Below are 17,278 nucleotides of genomic sequence, written 5' to 3' on the forward strand. Positions count from 1 at the left end.
TTCATATGACACGAATTTTTCAGCCTTATATAATTAACCAAAATAGTTTAATCACTTTAGACGATAATGCTTTTAATCACTTAATCCGTGTTTTAAGGATGAAACCTGGCGAATCTATTACGCTGTTTAATGGTTCTAACCAAATTACACCTGCTGTGATCCACGAAGTAAATAAAAAAAACGTTGTAGTAAAAACAGCTAGTACTATTTTTGATAATCGTGAATCACCACTAAACATTCATTTAGGCCAAGTTATTTCTCGTGGTGATAAGATGGAATTCACCATTCAAAAATCAGTCGAATTAGGTGTTACAACCATTACTCCATTACTTTCTGAACGTTGTGGTGTCAGACTTGATCAAGAAAGACTTGAAAAGAAAGTTCAACAATGGCAAAAAATTATCATTTCGGCTTGTGAACAATGCGGGCGCAATATTGTCCCAACCATAAACCCAGTATCAAAATTGGAAAATTGGTGTGCAAGTTTAACCGATAGTTTAAAACTCAACTTACACCCTAAAGCCGAAAAAGGAATTAATCAATTACCAACTGATAATAAAAATATTAGCTTATTAATTGGACCCGAAGGTGGACTATCTAACGAAGAAATTCAAATGACGTATCAATATGAGTTTACGGATGTTTTACTCGGACCACGAGTTTTACGTACTGAAACGGCTGCTTTAACGGCAATAACCGCCCTTCAAGTTCGCTTAGGTGATTTAGGTTAATGACATAAATGAATAAGTTAACAAATGATTGCTTTGCTTATTAATCGGTAACGAGTATGATAGTCGAAACTTGATTAATATTGCTAAAACTACACTCTACCTTGATTTCATACCAGATTTATAAATTAGGTAGAAAAGCATGCAAGTCGTCAACACCAAATTCAGTACTATCAAATAAAAACAATAAGGAGTGACCATGATCAAACTTGGTATTGTTATGGATCCCATTAGTCATATCAAATTAAAAAAAGATACCAGCTTTGCGATGCTGCTTGAAGCACAAAAGCGCGGTTATCAACTTTATTATATGGAGATGAATGATCTATTTTTATCTAATGGTGAAGCATATGCAACCACACGTATATTAAAGGTTCATAACAATAGTGAACATTGGTTTGATTTTGATGATGAACAAACGATAGCCTTAAGTGAACTTGACGTGATATTAATGCGAAAAGATCCTCCGTTTGATACTGAGTTTATTTACGCAACCTATATTTTAGAACGTGCGGAAGAAAAAGGCGTATTAGTAGTTAACAAACCGCAAAGCCTTCGTGATTGTAATGAAAAATTATTTACGGCATGGTTTGCTGATTTTACACCAGAGACCTTAGTTACTCGCCAAACATCACAAATTAAGGCTTTTCATCAGCAGTTTCACGACATCATTTTAAAACCACTTGATGGTATGGGCGGATCGTCAATTTTCAGAATTAAACAAGATGATCCTAATGTATCAGTTATTATTGAAACACTAACCGAACATAATACCCGTTATTGTATGGCTCAAAACTTTATTCCAGCAATAAAAGATGGTGACAAACGTGTTTTAGTTGTCGATGGTGTACCCGTCCCTTATTGTTTAGCGCGTATACCTAAGAAAGGTGAAACTCGAGGCAATTTAGCCGCTGGTGGACATGGTGAAGTGAGAGCACTGAGCGATAGTGATTGGAAAATTGCTAACAGTATTGGACCAATATTAAAACAGAAAGGGCTTTTATTTGTTGGACTTGATATCATTGGGGATAAATTAACTGAAATCAATGTAACTAGCCCAACCTGTGTTCGAGAAATTGAAGCCGCTCACCCTGATTTATCAATCACAGGGCTTTTAATGAACGCAATTGAATCAAAATTGAATAAAAAGAGTAAAAAATGATAAGAGAATATCGACCAAACGATTTAGATGCCATTATGAATATATGGATACAAGGAAATGAACAAGCTCACAACTTTATTGATATTGAATTTTTTAAACAGAACTACGATATAGTTAAAATGTTGATTCCAATGTCAACAATTTATGTTCAAGATCTTAATGGTGTTGTCGGTTTTATTGGTCTAAGTGAAGATTATATTTCAGGGCTATTTGTTGAGAAAAGTTATCGGCATCAAGGTATCGGAACGGCGCTAATTGAAAAAGCAAAACAACACCACAATGAACTATCGGTACATGTTTATAAACAAAATAATGATGCGATTGACTTTTATTTATCACAACATTTTGAAATTATTGGTGAATCAATCAACGAAGAAACTAATTATCCTGAAGTATTAATGCGTTGTAATGTGGAACATAAAGTCAAAATTGGCAAATGTGCATTATAATTTAACAACAATGTGAATATATGAATTTAAAAAATCATTTTATTATTGCGATGCCAACATTACATGACTCTATATTTAGTCGTTCTGTTGTATATATTTGTGAGCATAATCGTGATGGAGCAATGGGTATTATTCTCAATAAACCTATTTTAGAACTCAATGTTCAGACCGTATTATCTCGCCTTGAGATCACAGCTTCAAAAAGTTGTGCTGAACTTGAGCATCCTGTATTTTGTGGTGGTCCACTAGCCGAAGAGCAGGGTTTTATTTTACACACACCTCATCAAGGGTTTGCGTCAAGTATCCAAATTTCTGACGATATTATGATAACCACATCACTTGATGCATTGAAATCAATTGGTTCACCTGAACAACCCAAAGATATCTTTTTAGCACTAGGTTACTCAAGTTGGCAATCGTTACAGCTTGAAGGCGAAGTAGCAAGAAATGATTGGTTAGTAAGCGAAGTTAATCCACAAATTATATTCGAAGTTGCTATTGAAGATCGTTGGAAAAAAGCCGCTGGATCATTAGGTATTAATATCAGTACCATCTCTCACCAAATGGGTAACGCATAACCGATGGCAACCATTATTGCATTTGATTTTGGTACCGCAAGTATCGGGGCAGCTATAGGTCAGGATATCACCAAAACAGCTAACTCATTGTGTTCTTTCAAAGCACGTGATGGGATACCTAATTGGCAATCTGTCGAAAAAGTACTTAATGAGTGGCAACCAGATTATTTAGTGGTAGGGCTGCCACTAAATATGGACGGAACTGAACAACCGTTAACGGCTAGAGCGCGCAAATTTGCTAATCGTTTACATGGTATGTTTGGTTATCAGGTTCATCTACAAGATGAACGATTATCAACCGTCGAAGCAAAGTCACATATTTTTGCTTCACGCGGTTACCGTGCTCTTGAAAAAGGTCATGTAGATGCGACGTCTGCCATTATTATTTTGGAAAGTTGGTTTGAAAATAACGAATCTGTTTAATCAATGAGTTATTTTAACAATAATTAGTCGCCAATAAATTTCATACTTGCTAAAATATCAACCAATTTTTCTACTGTAAGGACTGCTCCCCGTGTCAAATAACAAATCTCTTAGCTATAAAGATGCCGGTGTCGATATCGATGCAGGCAATGAACTGGTTAATCGCATTAAATCTGTCGTAAAAGAGACTAAACGTCCTGAAGTTATGGGTGGACTAGGTGGTTTTGGTGCATTATGTGCAATTCCGCAAAAATATAACCAACCTATTTTAGTATCAGGCACTGATGGCGTTGGCACGAAATTACGTCTTGCGATGGATCTAAATCGTCATGAGTCAATTGGTATTGATTTAGTAGCAATGTGTGTTAATGATTTGATTGTTCAAGGTGCTGAGCCGTTATTCTTCCTCGATTATTACGCAACAGGTAAACTCAATGTTGATGTTGCAGCAACAGTTGTTACGGGTATTGCTCAAGGTTGTAAGCAATCTGGTTGTGCTTTAGTTGGTGGCGAAACTGCTGAAATGCCCGGTATGTATCATGGTGATGATTATGACTTAGCTGGCTTTTGTGTTGGCGTTGTTGAAAAATCCGAAATGATTGATGGCAGTAAAGTACGAGATGGAGACGCATTAATTGCCCTCGCGTCAAGCGGTGCTCATTCAAATGGTTATTCGTTGGTGCGTAAAATAATTGAAGTAAGTGAAGTAAACCCTGCTACAGAACAATTAGATGGTAAACCATTAGCCGATCATCTACTTGCTCCAACTAAAATTTATGTCAAATCAGTGCTAGATTTGATTTCAAAAATTGAAGTTCACGCAATTGCTCATATTACCGGTGGTGGCTTTTGGGAAAACATACCTAGAGTATTACCTAATAATACTCAAGCAATTATTGATGAATCTAGCTGGCAATGGCCGGCAATCTTTAATTGGCTACAATTGGCTGGTAATGTAAGCCGCCATGAAATGTATCGCACATTTAACTGTGGTGTCGGTTTAATTATCGCTTTACCAAAAGCATTCGCAGACCAAGCTATTAACTTGCTTAATCAGCATGGTGAAAAAGCTTGGCTACTTGGCGAAATAAAAACATCAACGTCAACTGAGCGTGTAATTATAAAATAATGTAACTCCGTTTGTATTATCCAACTATAGGATAATACAAACTTCAATAGCGTCTTTATCTAACATCCCTTCCCAAAACCTTCTTATCAATTAACACATTTAATTAGCCTATTAATTAACTTTTACTATGTAGTTTACCAATGGTAATTCTCTTCATTGTGATTAAAAACGGATAGTTATAACGGAAAAATTTAACAGAAAAATAACTAAAAGCTATCTTACTTTCTGGTACAATAGCCAAAAATATAATAACTAAGTAATGTCATAAAACTATAGAATACAAGGTTTTTTAATGATCATATCAGATGCTAATAGTGCGGTGTCATCCGTCGCATATCGCGCAAACGAAATCATTGCTATTTATCCAATTACACCAAGTTCATCCATGGCTGAGCAAGCTAGCACGTGGGCAGAATTTAATAAACCCAATGTATTTGGTGATACCCCAAAAGTGGTTGAAATGCAATCGGAAGCAGGTGCAATATCGACTGTGCATGGTGCCTTAATGACGGGCGCACTAGCAACATCATTTACCTCATCACAAGGTTTACTATTAATGATTCCTTCGCTATACAAAATAGCAGGAGAATTAACACCATTTGTTTTACATGTTGCTGCTCGCACTGTTGCCACCCATGCATTATCCATTTTTGGCGATCATTCAGATGTCATGTCAATTAGGCAAACTGGTTTTGCCATGCTTTGTTCAAGCTCAGTTCAAGAAGCTCAAGATTTAGCGTTAATTTCACAAATAGCAACGCTTAATAGTCGTGTACCATTTGTCCACTTTTTTGACGGTTTTAGAACATCACACGAAGTTAATAAAATTTATCCAATTAGTGATGAACAAATCCGTCATTTATTACCGGCCGAAGCTATAGATGCTTTTCGAGCTCGAGCATTAACACCAGATAAACCGGTAATACGTGGAACATCAGCCAATCCAGATACTTATTTCCAATGTCGTGAAGCGGTTAATCCATATTATGAAAACGCTTACCATCATGTTGTTGAAGCAATGCAAGCATTTGAAAAAGAGACTGGAAGAAAATATCAACCTTTCCAATACTATGGCGCTAAAGATGCCGAGCGTATCATCGTTATCATGGGATCAGGTGTCAGTACAACCAAAGAAGTAGTCGATCATCTTATCAAAAATGATGAAAAAGTCGGTCTAGTTATCGTTAGATTATTCCGCCCTTTTTCAGCAAAACATCTTCTTGATATTATTCCCCAAACCGTAAAAAAAATAGCGGTGATGGATCGCACAAAAGAGCCCGGTGCTCAAGCTGAACCACTTTATTTAGATGTGATGTGCGCATTTGCAGAAAGGTTTTCTCGTGGTGAAAGCGATCATTTGCCACAAATTATCGGTGGTCGTTATGGCTTATCTTCCAAAGAGTTCGATCCACGTTGTGTATTAGCAATATTTAATGAATTAACAATTGCAAAGCCAAAACCTCGCTTTACCGTTGGTATTTACGACGATATCAGCGGTTTATCATTACCATTACCCAAGCAATCTATACCACAAACATCGGCACTCGAAGCGCTATTTTATGGCTTGGGAAGTGACGGGACGGTATCTGCAACAAAAAATAATATCAAAATCATTGGTGATAGTTCACCATTTTATGTACAGGGTTATTTTGTTTACGATTCAAAAAAAGCAGGTGGTTTAACCACTTCTCATCTTCGAGTTAACCTTGAACCAATAGATTCACCATATTTGATAACCAGTGCCCATTTTATCGGTTGTCATCAAGATCAGTTTATCGACAAATATCAAATAGTTGAAAGATTAAAAGATGATGGTATTTTCTTGCTGAATACACCTTATAGTAAGGATGAAGTTTGGCATAGATTACCTAAAGAAGTGCAAATTCAACTAATTAAGAAAAGAGCACATTTTTATATTATTAATGCCGCTAAAATTGCTCGAGAATGTAATTTAGGGGCAAGAATTAATACGGTCATGCAAGCCGCTTTCTTCCATTTATCGGAAATATTTAAAAATGATTTTAGTATTACCCAACTAAAAGAAGTTATTGCCAAAAGTTACGGCAGTAAAGGACAGGATATTGTTGAAAATAACTGGAAAGCGCTTGATTTGGCCATCGCATCACTTGAACAAATTCCGTTAAGTTGTGTTGATCAAAGTAGCGCTTCACGACCACCTATCGTACCAAGTAATGCACCTGATTTTGTTAAGATGGTAACTGCAACCATGTTAGCTGGTTTAGGTGATACCTTACCGGTTTCGGCCTTCCCGCCTGATGGAACATGGCCTGTTGGCACCACAAAATGGGAAAAACGTAATATTGCGGAAGAAATTCCAATTTGGAAACCTGAACTTTGCACCCAATGTAACCACTGTGTGGTAGCTTGTCCGCATGCCGCTATTCGTGCCAAAGTGGTAACACCTGATGATATGATCAATGCACCTGAATCACTAAGTTCACTTGAAGTAAAAGCACGAGACATGAAAGGTCAGCGCTACGTATTACAAGTTGCCCCGGAAGATTGTACCGGATGTAATTTGTGTGTTGAAGTTTGTCCATCGCGTGATCGCAATAACTTTGATATCAAAGCAATTAACATGCAATCACGCATTGATAATCTTAAAACACAGCGTACTAATTATAACTACTTTACTGATCTACCTGATCGTGAAATAAAAACGCTTGAACGAATAGATGTACGTACATCACAACTATTAACACCGTTATTTGAATATTCTGGTGCATGTGCGGGATGTGGAGAAACACCTTATATCAAATTACTTACTCAGTTATATGGTGATCACCTCGCTATTGCCAATGCAACAGGTTGCTCATCAATTTATGGCGGTAATTTACCATCATCACCATATACTACCGATCGTAGCGGTCGTGGCCCTGCTTGGGCTAATTCATTATTTGAAGATAATGCCGAATTTGCTCTTGGTTATCGAATTACATATAACCAACATAAAAAACGAGTATTACGTTTACTTGAACATGTTGCCGGTGAAGTTTCACCAGAGATTGTTATCAATTTACAATCACCAGATTTATCTATTGATGAAAAACGAACTCAAGTTAATTTATTACGTCAACAATTAGCGCATTTAACTTCAGCTGAAGCTAAGGAGTTAATGCAAGATGCTAATTATCTGATTGATAAATCAGTATGGGCAATTGGTGGTGATGGTTGGGCTTATGATATTGGCTTCGGTGGACTCGATCATGTAATGAGTTTAAGCGAAAATGTTAACATCTTAGTGCTTGATACCCAATGCTACTCTAATACTGGCGGACAGCAATCGAAAGCAACACCAATGGGTGCAGTTTCCAAATTTGCTGATTTAGGTAAACATAAAGCTCGTAAAGATCTTGGAGTCAGTGTAATGATGTATGGTCACGTTTATGTCGCACAAGTTGCTTTAGGTTCGCAATTGAACCAAACACTTAAAGCATTACAAGAAGCTGAAGCTTATAATGGCCCTTCTCTGGTTATTGCTTATAGCCCTTGTGAAGAACATGGTTACGATTTATCTAAATCTCATGAACAGATGAAAGATTTAGTTAAATCAGGTTTCTGGCCATTATATCGTTATGATCCGCGTCGTATGCAAGAAGGAAAACCAGGTTTAGTGTTAGACTCAAAAACACCAAACAGCGATTCATTAACAGATGCGTTACTCAGAGAACAGCGATTCCGCCGTCTAGAAACACTCGAACCAGTGATTGCCAATACCTTACATGAACAATCAACGAAAATGGTTAACTCCAAGTTTAAATTCTTACAGATGCTAGCGACCTATTCCGATATAGAAACGCCAGCAGACAGCTAAACCAAAAAAACGGATTAATTGCTAATTAACCCGTTTAATTTCCATAAAATACACTAGTCATGATTTAAATTGTTTCAGAGCAAAAAAAACTCTCTAAAGTAGAGAGTTTTTTTATTTTTGAAATTGTTACATCTTTTTAACCACCAGTCACACGACGAGTCATCCAGTAATGTTTTTTCCAGTAATTTTCATTCAAACTAGAATAAATAACCCCTTTTGATGTTGAAGCATGTAAAAATTTACCATCAGCATAATAAATACCTACATGTAAACCACTGCGACTACGTCCAGTTTTGAAAAAGACTAAATCACCTGCTTTTGGTTCAGTAACTTTATAACCTAATTTAGCTTGTTCAGCAGCACTTCTTGGAAGGTTTTTTTGTAATCTATTTTTGTAGAAGTTCATAACTAAACCTGAACAATCACTACCTGCTAAAGTAGTACCACCATAACGGTAAGGTGTTTTCTTCCATTTTTTGTAATGTTGTTCAATTTTCGACAACATCACAGGATCGGATTTAACAGATACTTGTCCATGGCTAGTGCTACAGCCAAATAAGACGAATAGTGAGAAAATTACTGAGCTTACGAGTAGTCTTTTTTTAACGCTACCGTAGCTGCTGCGCAACTTCGTTAATAATCGATTGTCTTTTTTTGTCATTTCTTTTTGTTCCTTTATTCAACGTCGACCACTGCGAATAACGTCTTGCAACCTTTAAACTTTTAGGCAATACACCTTTTTGCCACTTGTTCTTATCTAATTTAGACAACTTAACTGAGCTAAGGTTCGCGTGACTACGATATTTTAAACTCTCTTTAAGCTGAAGTAATCGTAAAGAAAGAAAACAAATGATCACATCATCAACACTGAGTTTTCTATATCCAGAAAGCTGATCGCGCATTCTAGAACCATAATGCTTAGCAGTTTGCATTAAACTACCAACAGCTGCACCTATTAACGCAGCTGAACCAAACGACAATCCACCAGTAGCTAAATCAATGCTGGCGCCGATTGTCGCGCCTGAAACAAAACCTTTGGTTAAATGAATTCCCATCATTTTTAATGCATCAAGATTAAACAAATCTGCTTTATAGCGGCCTTTAATTAAAGGTAGATTTTCATCATTTTCTTGACTTGAATCAAATTGATAGAGCTTTAACAAATCACAAATCGCTGACTGTTCGCGTTTTCTGACTTTGTTTTGCATATCAGCTACAGCTTGCCTATCATCAGGCTTTGCCATTTCATAAAAAGCAGTCACATCAACTAACGCTTCAGCAATAATTAAATTAGCAGTATAATTACGAGATTGACGAATTTCATCAATGTTAACTAACCAATTATCTAATATTTTTTTTGCAGGTTCAACCAATAGAGCTAAACTTTTGTATAATTTTTCCTCACCATCTAGCGGTGGAAATACAGCGTTAAACCCTATAATAGCATGAATTCCCATTCTTGAGAGCAATATTTTCCATTCCTTTTCATTTTGCTCCTCAGTAGAAACAAAGTTGAGTACTGCAAGAATTGGTTTATCACTATTGGTTAAGATAGCTAATTCGTCATGATATTTAGGTAGAACGGGCTCTCTCACGTCGATAACATAAATAGCCGCTTCACAATTTAACACCTGTCGAATCACTTTTGCTTCTTGATTAAAAAGGTTTTCAGCTTCTGGGCTTTGTAAAAAAATCGATAATTTATCAACCCCGTCAAGTTTAGTGTTTTGTGGAATAAGCTGATTAATGTAATCATAAAGCGCCAAACTGTCTTCAAATCCGGGGGTATCATAAAATGTTATGTCGGTATTATCGGCTAAAGGCAGTTTGATGGACTCCACATGTCTGGTGGTGCCAGGTTTATCAGAAACATCACCAAAATGACTATCACGTATCAATGCTCGTAAAAGCGATGTTTTGCCAAAATTTGCATGTCCAACTATCGCTAATTTCAATGAAGTTATCATATTACTTACCCTGTTCTAACCAATTAGGATCAGCTAACGGTAAAGATAGAGATTGCCAATTATGCAATTGCTTACCTTGATTAATAAACCAAATACGACTTTGTTGTGATTTATTCATTAATTGTTGAATAAAATTTAATATTCCGCGATCGGGTGCTCGGTCAGTATCAATTGCAATTAACATTTTATAAGCTGGTTTTAATTGCAAATAATCTAATATCGCACCTCGCTCTTGACGAGTATTTAAAAAACCATAAAAAGGAATTGTATTGGGAAAATTCCAATTTTCCTCAACATCTACGGCAACTAAGTAAACGTCATGTCCTTCTTCAATCTGCGAAATTGGTAATTGCCATTTATGTTGGCCTAGCTTATCTTCATCAACAACATTGGTTAAAAGCGGCTGTAATTGTTGAGAGAGAATTTGATAATAGGGATCATTCAAATTTAATTTAATTTTTCGACTACTAACAATCCAAATAACACCACAAAAAATCATCAATAAAAATCGAACTGCTAGCCCATAACAGATAAAAACACCCAGCAACCAAATAGCCCAAGAAGAACGAATATCGCCCGCACTTAGCGCATGTTCACTAAGTTTAATCACATTATCGCTTGGAATGGAAAAACCAAATAAAGCTGGCAAATAACCTAAATAGTGGGTTAAATGAATAATGGTATCAGAATTTAATAATGTGGTTTTCCACTCAAAACTATAATGTTGCGTTGAAAGTAGCACGACTAAAACTAATAAAGCGCTGCTTAAAATAACTGTCCAAAACAGATTAAGAACAAAGCCAATCAACCAACGGATTCGAGAACCAAATAAAGTAATAAAAGCAGGTATAAGCTGTTGTACAGTCTTTTTTTGATAAAGCTTTTGGGCTATCCATAACCAACAGTGAATTAATAAACTACCGCCAAAACGAGAGAAGAAGAAAAACGAACCAATCCAAAGAATCAGCGTAATCAAGTGAACGCCCAATAAACTAAATAGCGCCCAATACAAATTGATTGGATTTTGGCTCAACGCGCTAAAAGTTAATGAACTACCTAAAAAAATCGATACTAATAGTAATAAAAAGAAAGAAATCTTAATAGAACGCAAAATAATCTTCTGTGCCAAGTAAAGACCATTTGGCTTAGATAGCATCGTTGCACGAGTAACAATTCGATTAACCAAAGAGGTAGGTATAGCTTTAACTTGCCGATTGATATCTTGATCAGCAAACCGTCCTGATTCTGATTCAATTAAATGGATAGTTTCAGTAAGCCATAAAGATTTTAACTGTTGGCGCATTTAAATATCATCTTCATATTGATTATAAAAGAAACGCGACCTAAGTCGCGTTAAACAAAGATTGAATCATTTATTGTGTTATTTCACCAATTTTGGTTAAAAGAGTTTGAATACGTTGTTGCCAAACTTGTTGATCGTGTTTTAACTTCTCGTTTTCGTCACGTAATGCTTTCATTTCATCTGAACTATCATTAATTAATTGTTCAAGTTCTTGATTACCTTGCTTTAATCTTGAAATCTCTTGTTGTAAGGTATCAATGGTATTTACAGTGTGTTGAATTTTAGTTTCTAACTGATTCAATATTTCATATGACATATTTTTCCTCAAGCTCGTTTTATTTGGTGTATAATAAGTAGTATTATAACTAATTCAATCGAAAATCAACACCTTTTTAAATCTTAAGTTGGAGAAAATTATGCGAAAACCTCTCGTTATGGGTAACTGGAAACTCAATGGTAGTATCGAAATGGCAAAAGACTTAGTTGCAGGATTAAGAACTGAGCTATCAACTGAAGCAAACTGCGGTATTGCAATTGCACCACCAACCGTTTATTTAGATTTCGTTAAACATCAATTAGGTGGCTCAAATATTCTATTAGGCGCACAAGATGTTGGTGTTCATCTATCTGGTGCTTATACAGGTGAAGTATCAGCGACTATGTTAAAAGAAATCGGTGTGACTCACGTTATTATTGGTCACTCGGAACGTCGCACTTATCATAAAGAATCAGACGAATTTATCGCGCAAAAATTTGGCGTATTAAAAGAGGCTGGACTAGTTCCTGTGCTTTGTATTGGTGAAACAGAAGCGGAAAACGAAGCTGGCCAAACTCAAGCAGTATGTGCTCGTCAAATTGATGCCGTAATTAATGCATTAGGTGTTCAGGCATTCGATGGTGCTGTAATTGCATATGAGCCAGTTTGGGCAATTGGAACTGGTAAATCAGCAACTCCAGCTCAAGCACAAGCTGTTCATAAATTTATTCGTGACCATATTGCTAAACAAGATGCAGCTGTTGCTAAACAAGTTATCATACAATATGGTGGTTCTGTAAATGATAAAAACGCAGCAGAACTATTTACTCAACCAGATATTGATGGTGCATTAGTTGGTGGTGCTTCATTAAAAGCAGATGCCTTCGCCGCGATTGTTAGAGCAGCAGAACAAGCTAAAAAATAAGAGTCAAGATGAAAAGACGCCTTTAAAAGGCGTCTTTTTAAATAAATGGAAATTTGTAACTTATTTTTTACCCTTCTTTTCATACCTAGATGGCCAAATTTGCTCAACAGGTACTTGCAAATATTCAGAGATAATACGTTCATATTTAGGACAATGACGATATAAAGCATTACGCAAAGTATCAGCCTGTAAACCACTTGAACGTGAAAGCGCCCTTAAATTTCCACCTCGAATTTTAATTTCACCTACAACTCTTGATGGTGTCCAGTCTTGATCTTGTTCTCTCATTATGAGATCCTCTATTGGTTAAATTTTTTGCTATTGTAAAGATTATCGGTATTACAATACTAAATTGACAAAAAGTTACCATCAAAGAATATCACACAAAAAAACGAATTAAAATAATAAAAGCAAAAAAAACACGAAAATGGAATTATATACAATGGATAACAAAGTAAAAAAACAATCAGAACAAGAAAAAACACGAGACTTAACTAATACCGGAGTAATTTATTTCAAAAATCGATTAACTATTGTATTAGAAGGCCTTTCGGGAAATGCTTTTGCGAAAAAAGTGGGCATGTCTGAAGCCGTTATTCGCGATTACCTATCAGGAAAAACTTACCCCTCACTTAATCGATTAGCCACTATCGCACAAAAATGTGAAGTACCAATTGAATGGTTAGCTACCGGTAAAGGAGAATGTCGATTACTACCTGAGACCTTTGGCAGAGGTACTGTTCATGTTCCGTTTCACAATTTAAACGAAACCAACAACGCATTCTCAGTCATTGAATCAATCCCATTTGATTTGACCTTAATTAAACATCATGGTTGTGAAGCTGAAGATCTTGCTGCAGTTTGGGCTAAAGGCAACAGTATGGAACCAACCATATCTAATCATGATATATTAATTATAAACAAAGCACATTGTAAACCTATAGATGGCTTTCTTTATGCCATACAATCTGATGACCAAATTACTATTAAACGTATTCAAAATCAAGGAACAAATTTGTTATTGATATCGGATAATCCAATTTACCCAACGATTGTCGGCGACAAAATTAAACAACAAGATTTTAAGATAATCGGCCATGTAGTTTATTTACTGAAAAATCTTAATTAACATTAAAATCTGTTTTTTCATTTTGACTCCATTGATGAAAATCAATGGAGTTTTTTACATAACTCAATTTTTTATGCGAAAATTCGAGAATTAACTTGATGTTAAGAAAATTACGTAATCTAAACAACTCCAAAACAGCATAACCTTATACTTTTAACCTTAGTTATGTTAAAATCGTCGCAAAATTTTTGCTCATTAATTTAGTTATTATGCCAAATGTAAACTCTCGAAAAAAAGTCGTTGTCGGCATGTCTGGCGGCGTAGACTCTTCCGTTTCTGCTTATTTATTACAACAACAAGGTTATGAAGTTGTTGGTTTATTTATGAAAAATTGGGAAGAAGATGATACTGAAGAATATTGCTCGGCGGCAATTGATTTAGCCGATGCACAAGCAGTTTGTGACAAATTAAATATCAAACTACACACTATCAATTTTGCTGCAGAATATTGGGATAACGTCTTTGAACATTTTTTATCTGAATATCAAGCTGGTCGAACACCAAATCCGGATATTTTATGTAACAAAGAGATCAAATTTAAAGCATTTCTTCAATATGCTGCTGAAGATCTAGGTGCCGATTATATTGCGACTGGTCACTATGTTCGTAAACGCGAAGATCGCAACAAAGTCGAATTACTTCGAGGGATCGACAACAACAAAGATCAAAGTTATTTTTTATATACACTTAGTGAAGACCAAATTCGTCAAAGCTTATTCCCAGTTGGTGAACTTGAAAAACCTCAGGTAAGAAAAATTGCCGAACAAATAGGATTAGCAACAGCGGCTAAAAAAGATTCAACGGGTATCTGCTTCATTGGGGAGCGAAAATTCAGCGATTTCTTAGCACGTTACTTACCTGCTCAATCTGGTATTATTCGTACCGTGGATGGTGAAGTTATTGGACAACATCAAGGTTTAATGTATCACACATTAGGTCAACGCAAAGGCCTTGGAATCGGTGGTCTTAAACAAGCTGATGACACCCCATGGTACGTTGTTGATAAAGATGTTAACAATAACGAATTGATTGTAGCTCAAGGCCATGACCATCCTGCACTATTTTCAGATGGTTTAATTGCCCAACAACTACATTGGGTTGATCGTAAAGTTGTGAACCAACCATTCCATTGCACAGTCAAAACTCGTTACCGTCAGCAAGATATCCCTTGTTATGTTACACCACTAGGCGAAGATAAAATTGAAGTCGTGTTTGACCAACCTGTTGCAGCAGTTACACCAGGACAATCAGCAGTGTTTTATCAAGAGGAAGTTTGCCTTGGTGGCGGTATCATTGAAGAACGAATTATAAGTAGTAAGGAGCATTAATTTGAATAGTAAATACCATCATATTGCGATAGCTCTTGCTGGCATTACACAAAGTGCGACACTTATTCCCCAGCTGGCCAATACTGGGGTTTGCAATAATACGTTATATCAAATATCAATAAAAAGCATCTTAAATACATCACCAAAAACCACAGATGATGTTTATGATGGTATCAACAATATCAAAACGGGTTTAGAAACACTTATCTCGTTACTCTCATCCAATCAAAAACAACAAATTGACCTAATTCGTTATCTTTTTGGTACTTTAAGTATCACTAGTAAACTATTAAAAAACAATGTCGCATTAAATAAAATAGATCAGCGTCTAAAACAAATCTCAGGTCTTTATTTTGAAATGAATGATGAGATAATCGGCTGTCATATTGACGACCTCTCTATTTCATTAGCATGTATCTATTCTGATATCATCAGCCCATTAGCAACAAAAATCAAAGTAACGGGTAAAGCTCAATATCTACAAAATTCATTAGTTCAAGCCAAAGTGAGGACTTCACTATTAGCTTGTGTTCGTTCTGCCATTTTATGGTATCAAGTAGGTGGAAGTCGCTTTCAGATTTTATTTAGTCGTAAATCAATAGTTTATGCGGCACAAGATTTATTAAAAGAAATTAATCGTTATTAAATTTAAAAAATAGCAACGGAGTAACACCGATGGAATTATCTGCTCTAACTGCCCTATCACCAATTGATGGTCGTTACGGTGACAAAACAACAGAATTACGAACCATTTTTAGTGAATATGGCTTATTAAAATATCGCGTTCAAGTTGAAGTACGTTGGCTACAAAAATTAGCTAGCGAAGCAGATATTGTGGAAGTGCCAGCATTGAGTGAACTTGCTATCAATCACCTTAACCAAATTGTGGAAAGTTTCAGCGAGCAAGATGCGCTGCGCATCAAAACAATTGAAAAAACCACAAATCATGATGTCAAAGCCGTCGAATATTTCCTAAAAGAAAAAGTTACTAGCAACGAAGAACTACAGACGATTAACGAATTTATCCATTTTGCTTGCACATCAGAAGATATCAACAACCTATCTTATGCATTAATGTTAAAAACAGCGCGAGATGCAGTAATCGTTCCCTACTGGAACAAATTAATTGATACTATCACTACTCAAGCTAAGATTTATCGTGAGCTGCCATTGCTATCAAGAACACACGGTCAACCTGCTACACCATCAACGATTGGTAAAGAGTTTGCTAATGTCACCTATCGTCTTAAACGACAACTTAAACAACTACAATCCATTGAGATACTTGGCAAAATCAACGGAGCGACAGGTAATTATAATGCACACATGGTGGCTTACCCACAAATTAATTGGCACAAATTTAGCGAAGAATTTGTCACTTCATTAGGATTACAGTGGAATCCATACACCACACAAATTGAACCTCATGATTATATTGCTGAATATTTCGATTGTATTGCTCGCTTTAATACCATCATGCTCGACTTCAACCGAGATGTTTGGGGTTATATCGCATTAAATCACTTCAAACAAAAAACTATCGCTGGTGAAATTGGTTCTTCAACCATGCCACACAAAGTTAATCCAATTGATTTTGAAAATTCTGAAGGTAATTTAGGTCTTGCTAATGCTATTATGAGCCATCTTGGTAGCAAATTACCGATCTCTCGTTGGCAACGTGATTTAACTGACTCGACCGTATTGCGTAACCTGGGTGTAGGTATCGGTTATGCGATCATCGCTTATCAATCAACCCTTAAAGGATTAAACAAACTTGAAGTAAATGAAGATCATCTACTTGAAGAACTTAACCTAAATTGGGAAGTGTTAGCCGAACCAATTCAAACCGTGATGCGTCGTTATGGTATCGAAAAACCATATGAAAAGTTAAAAGAACTCACTCGTGGTAAACGAGTTGATGCCAAAGGAATGCAACAATTTATCGACTCGTTAGCGTTACCGGAACAAGAAAAAGTACGATTAAAACAATTAACCCCAGCAAACTATATTGGTTATGCCATTAATTTTGTCGACGAGCTTTAAACGGCATCTTTAAGTAATAACCA

The 17,278-nt window shown here is 36.0% G+C and carries 17 protein-coding genes; 12 read left to right on the forward strand and 5 right to left on the reverse strand.

Translation table 11 applies throughout. The annotated features are described in order from the left end of the window. Positions 1-5: 5 nt before the first annotated feature. The 7 genes from rsmE (at position 6) to nifJ (ending at position 8,304) form a co-directional block, all read left to right on the forward strand. Entirely contained in the window at positions 6-731 is a 726-nt protein-coding gene (rsmE, locus tag AC5LXI_RS10630; RefSeq protein WP_493442293.1) for a 16S rRNA (uracil(1498)-N(3))-methyltransferase, read from the forward strand. A 196-nt stretch (positions 732-927) separates the two neighbouring features. After that, complete coding sequence (gene gshB / locus AC5LXI_RS10635; RefSeq protein ID WP_493442294.1) at positions 928-1,890, forward strand: glutathione synthase; 963 nt, start codon at positions 928-930, stop codon at positions 1,888-1,890. After that, positions 1,887-2,339 (forward strand): GNAT family N-acetyltransferase, encoded by a 453-nt coding sequence (locus tag AC5LXI_RS10640; protein WP_493442295.1) that lies wholly within the window; start codon positions 1,887-1,889, stop codon positions 2,337-2,339. The genes gshB and AC5LXI_RS10640 overlap by 4 nt, the downstream gene beginning before the upstream one ends. A 20-nt stretch (positions 2,340-2,359) precedes the next feature. After that, positions 2,360-2,917, forward strand: coding sequence for a YqgE/AlgH family protein (locus AC5LXI_RS10645; RefSeq protein WP_493442296.1), 558 nt, complete (start codon positions 2,360-2,362; stop codon positions 2,915-2,917). A gap of 3 nt (positions 2,918-2,920) precedes the next feature. Further along, positions 2,921-3,340 (forward strand): Holliday junction resolvase RuvX, encoded by a 420-nt coding sequence (ruvX, locus tag AC5LXI_RS10650; protein WP_493442297.1) that lies wholly within the window; start codon positions 2,921-2,923, stop codon positions 3,338-3,340. Between the two features lie 91 nt (positions 3,341-3,431). Beyond that, on the forward strand, positions 3,432-4,469 hold the full coding sequence (purM, locus tag AC5LXI_RS10655) for a phosphoribosylformylglycinamidine cyclo-ligase (RefSeq protein WP_493442298.1): 1,038 nt from the start codon (positions 3,432-3,434) through the stop codon (positions 4,467-4,469). 292 nt (positions 4,470-4,761) lie between these two features. Continuing rightward, entirely contained in the window at positions 4,762-8,304 is a 3,543-nt protein-coding gene (gene nifJ / locus AC5LXI_RS10660; protein WP_493442299.1) for a pyruvate:ferredoxin (flavodoxin) oxidoreductase, read from the forward strand. A 136-nt stretch (positions 8,305-8,440) separates the two neighbouring features. Here nifJ and AC5LXI_RS10665 read toward each other — a convergent pair whose 3' ends face one another. The 4 genes from AC5LXI_RS10665 to zapB form a co-directional block, all read right to left on the reverse strand. Further along, positions 8,441-8,965 carry a C40 family peptidase gene (locus AC5LXI_RS10665; protein WP_493442300.1) on the reverse strand — a complete coding sequence of 175 codons (525 nt, stop codon included), beginning with the start codon at positions 8,963-8,965 and terminating at the stop codon, positions 8,441-8,443. Continuing rightward, positions 8,913-10,271 carry a DUF3482 domain-containing protein gene (locus AC5LXI_RS10670; RefSeq protein WP_493442301.1) on the reverse strand — a complete coding sequence of 453 codons (1,359 nt, stop codon included), beginning with the start codon at positions 10,269-10,271 and terminating at the stop codon, positions 8,913-8,915. Before AC5LXI_RS10670 ends, AC5LXI_RS10665 begins: the two co-directional genes overlap by 53 nt. Before the next feature lies 1 nt (position 10,272). Continuing rightward, entirely contained in the window at positions 10,273-11,574 is a 1,302-nt protein-coding gene (locus tag AC5LXI_RS10675) for a DUF2868 domain-containing protein (RefSeq protein WP_493442302.1), read from the reverse strand. Positions 11,575-11,644: 70 nt separating this feature from the next. Continuing rightward, positions 11,645-11,890 (reverse strand): cell division protein ZapB, encoded by a 246-nt coding sequence (gene zapB / locus AC5LXI_RS10680; RefSeq protein WP_493442303.1) that lies wholly within the window; start codon positions 11,888-11,890, stop codon positions 11,645-11,647. A 100-nt stretch (positions 11,891-11,990) separates the two neighbouring features. Between zapB and tpiA the strand changes: the two genes are divergently transcribed. Continuing rightward, positions 11,991-12,755, forward strand: coding sequence for a triose-phosphate isomerase (tpiA, locus tag AC5LXI_RS10685; RefSeq protein WP_493442304.1), 765 nt, complete (start codon positions 11,991-11,993; stop codon positions 12,753-12,755). A gap of 60 nt (positions 12,756-12,815) precedes the next feature. Here the strand turns inward: tpiA and AC5LXI_RS10690 are convergent, their stop codons facing one another. After that, the gene (locus tag AC5LXI_RS10690; protein ID WP_065578965.1) at positions 12,816-13,043 is read right to left on the reverse strand and encodes a helix-turn-helix domain-containing protein; all 228 of its coding nucleotides are present in this window, start codon (positions 13,041-13,043) and stop codon (positions 12,816-12,818) included. Between the two features lie 154 nt (positions 13,044-13,197). On the opposite strand from AC5LXI_RS10690, the gene AC5LXI_RS10695 reads away from it, so the two are divergent. The 4 genes from AC5LXI_RS10695 (at position 13,198) to purB (ending at position 17,255) form a co-directional block, all read left to right on the forward strand. Next, on the forward strand, positions 13,198-13,884 hold the full coding sequence (locus AC5LXI_RS10695; protein WP_493442305.1) for a LexA family transcriptional regulator: 687 nt from the start codon (positions 13,198-13,200) through the stop codon (positions 13,882-13,884). Between the two features lie 209 nt (positions 13,885-14,093). Next, positions 14,094-15,212, forward strand: coding sequence for a tRNA 2-thiouridine(34) synthase MnmA (gene mnmA, locus AC5LXI_RS10700; protein ID WP_493442306.1), 1,119 nt, complete (start codon positions 14,094-14,096; stop codon positions 15,210-15,212). A gap of 1 nt (position 15,213) precedes the next feature. After that, the gene (gene hflD, locus AC5LXI_RS10705) at positions 15,214-15,858 is read left to right on the forward strand and encodes a high frequency lysogenization protein HflD (protein WP_493442307.1); all 645 of its coding nucleotides are present in this window, start codon (positions 15,214-15,216) and stop codon (positions 15,856-15,858) included. 29 nt (positions 15,859-15,887) lie between these two features. Beyond that, positions 15,888-17,255 carry an adenylosuccinate lyase gene (gene purB / locus AC5LXI_RS10710; protein ID WP_493442308.1) on the forward strand — a complete coding sequence of 456 codons (1,368 nt, stop codon included), beginning with the start codon at positions 15,888-15,890 and terminating at the stop codon, positions 17,253-17,255. Positions 17,256-17,278 lie beyond the last annotated feature (23 nt).

It is taken from the genome of Gilliamella sp. LMG 34361, from assembly GCF_984569075.1.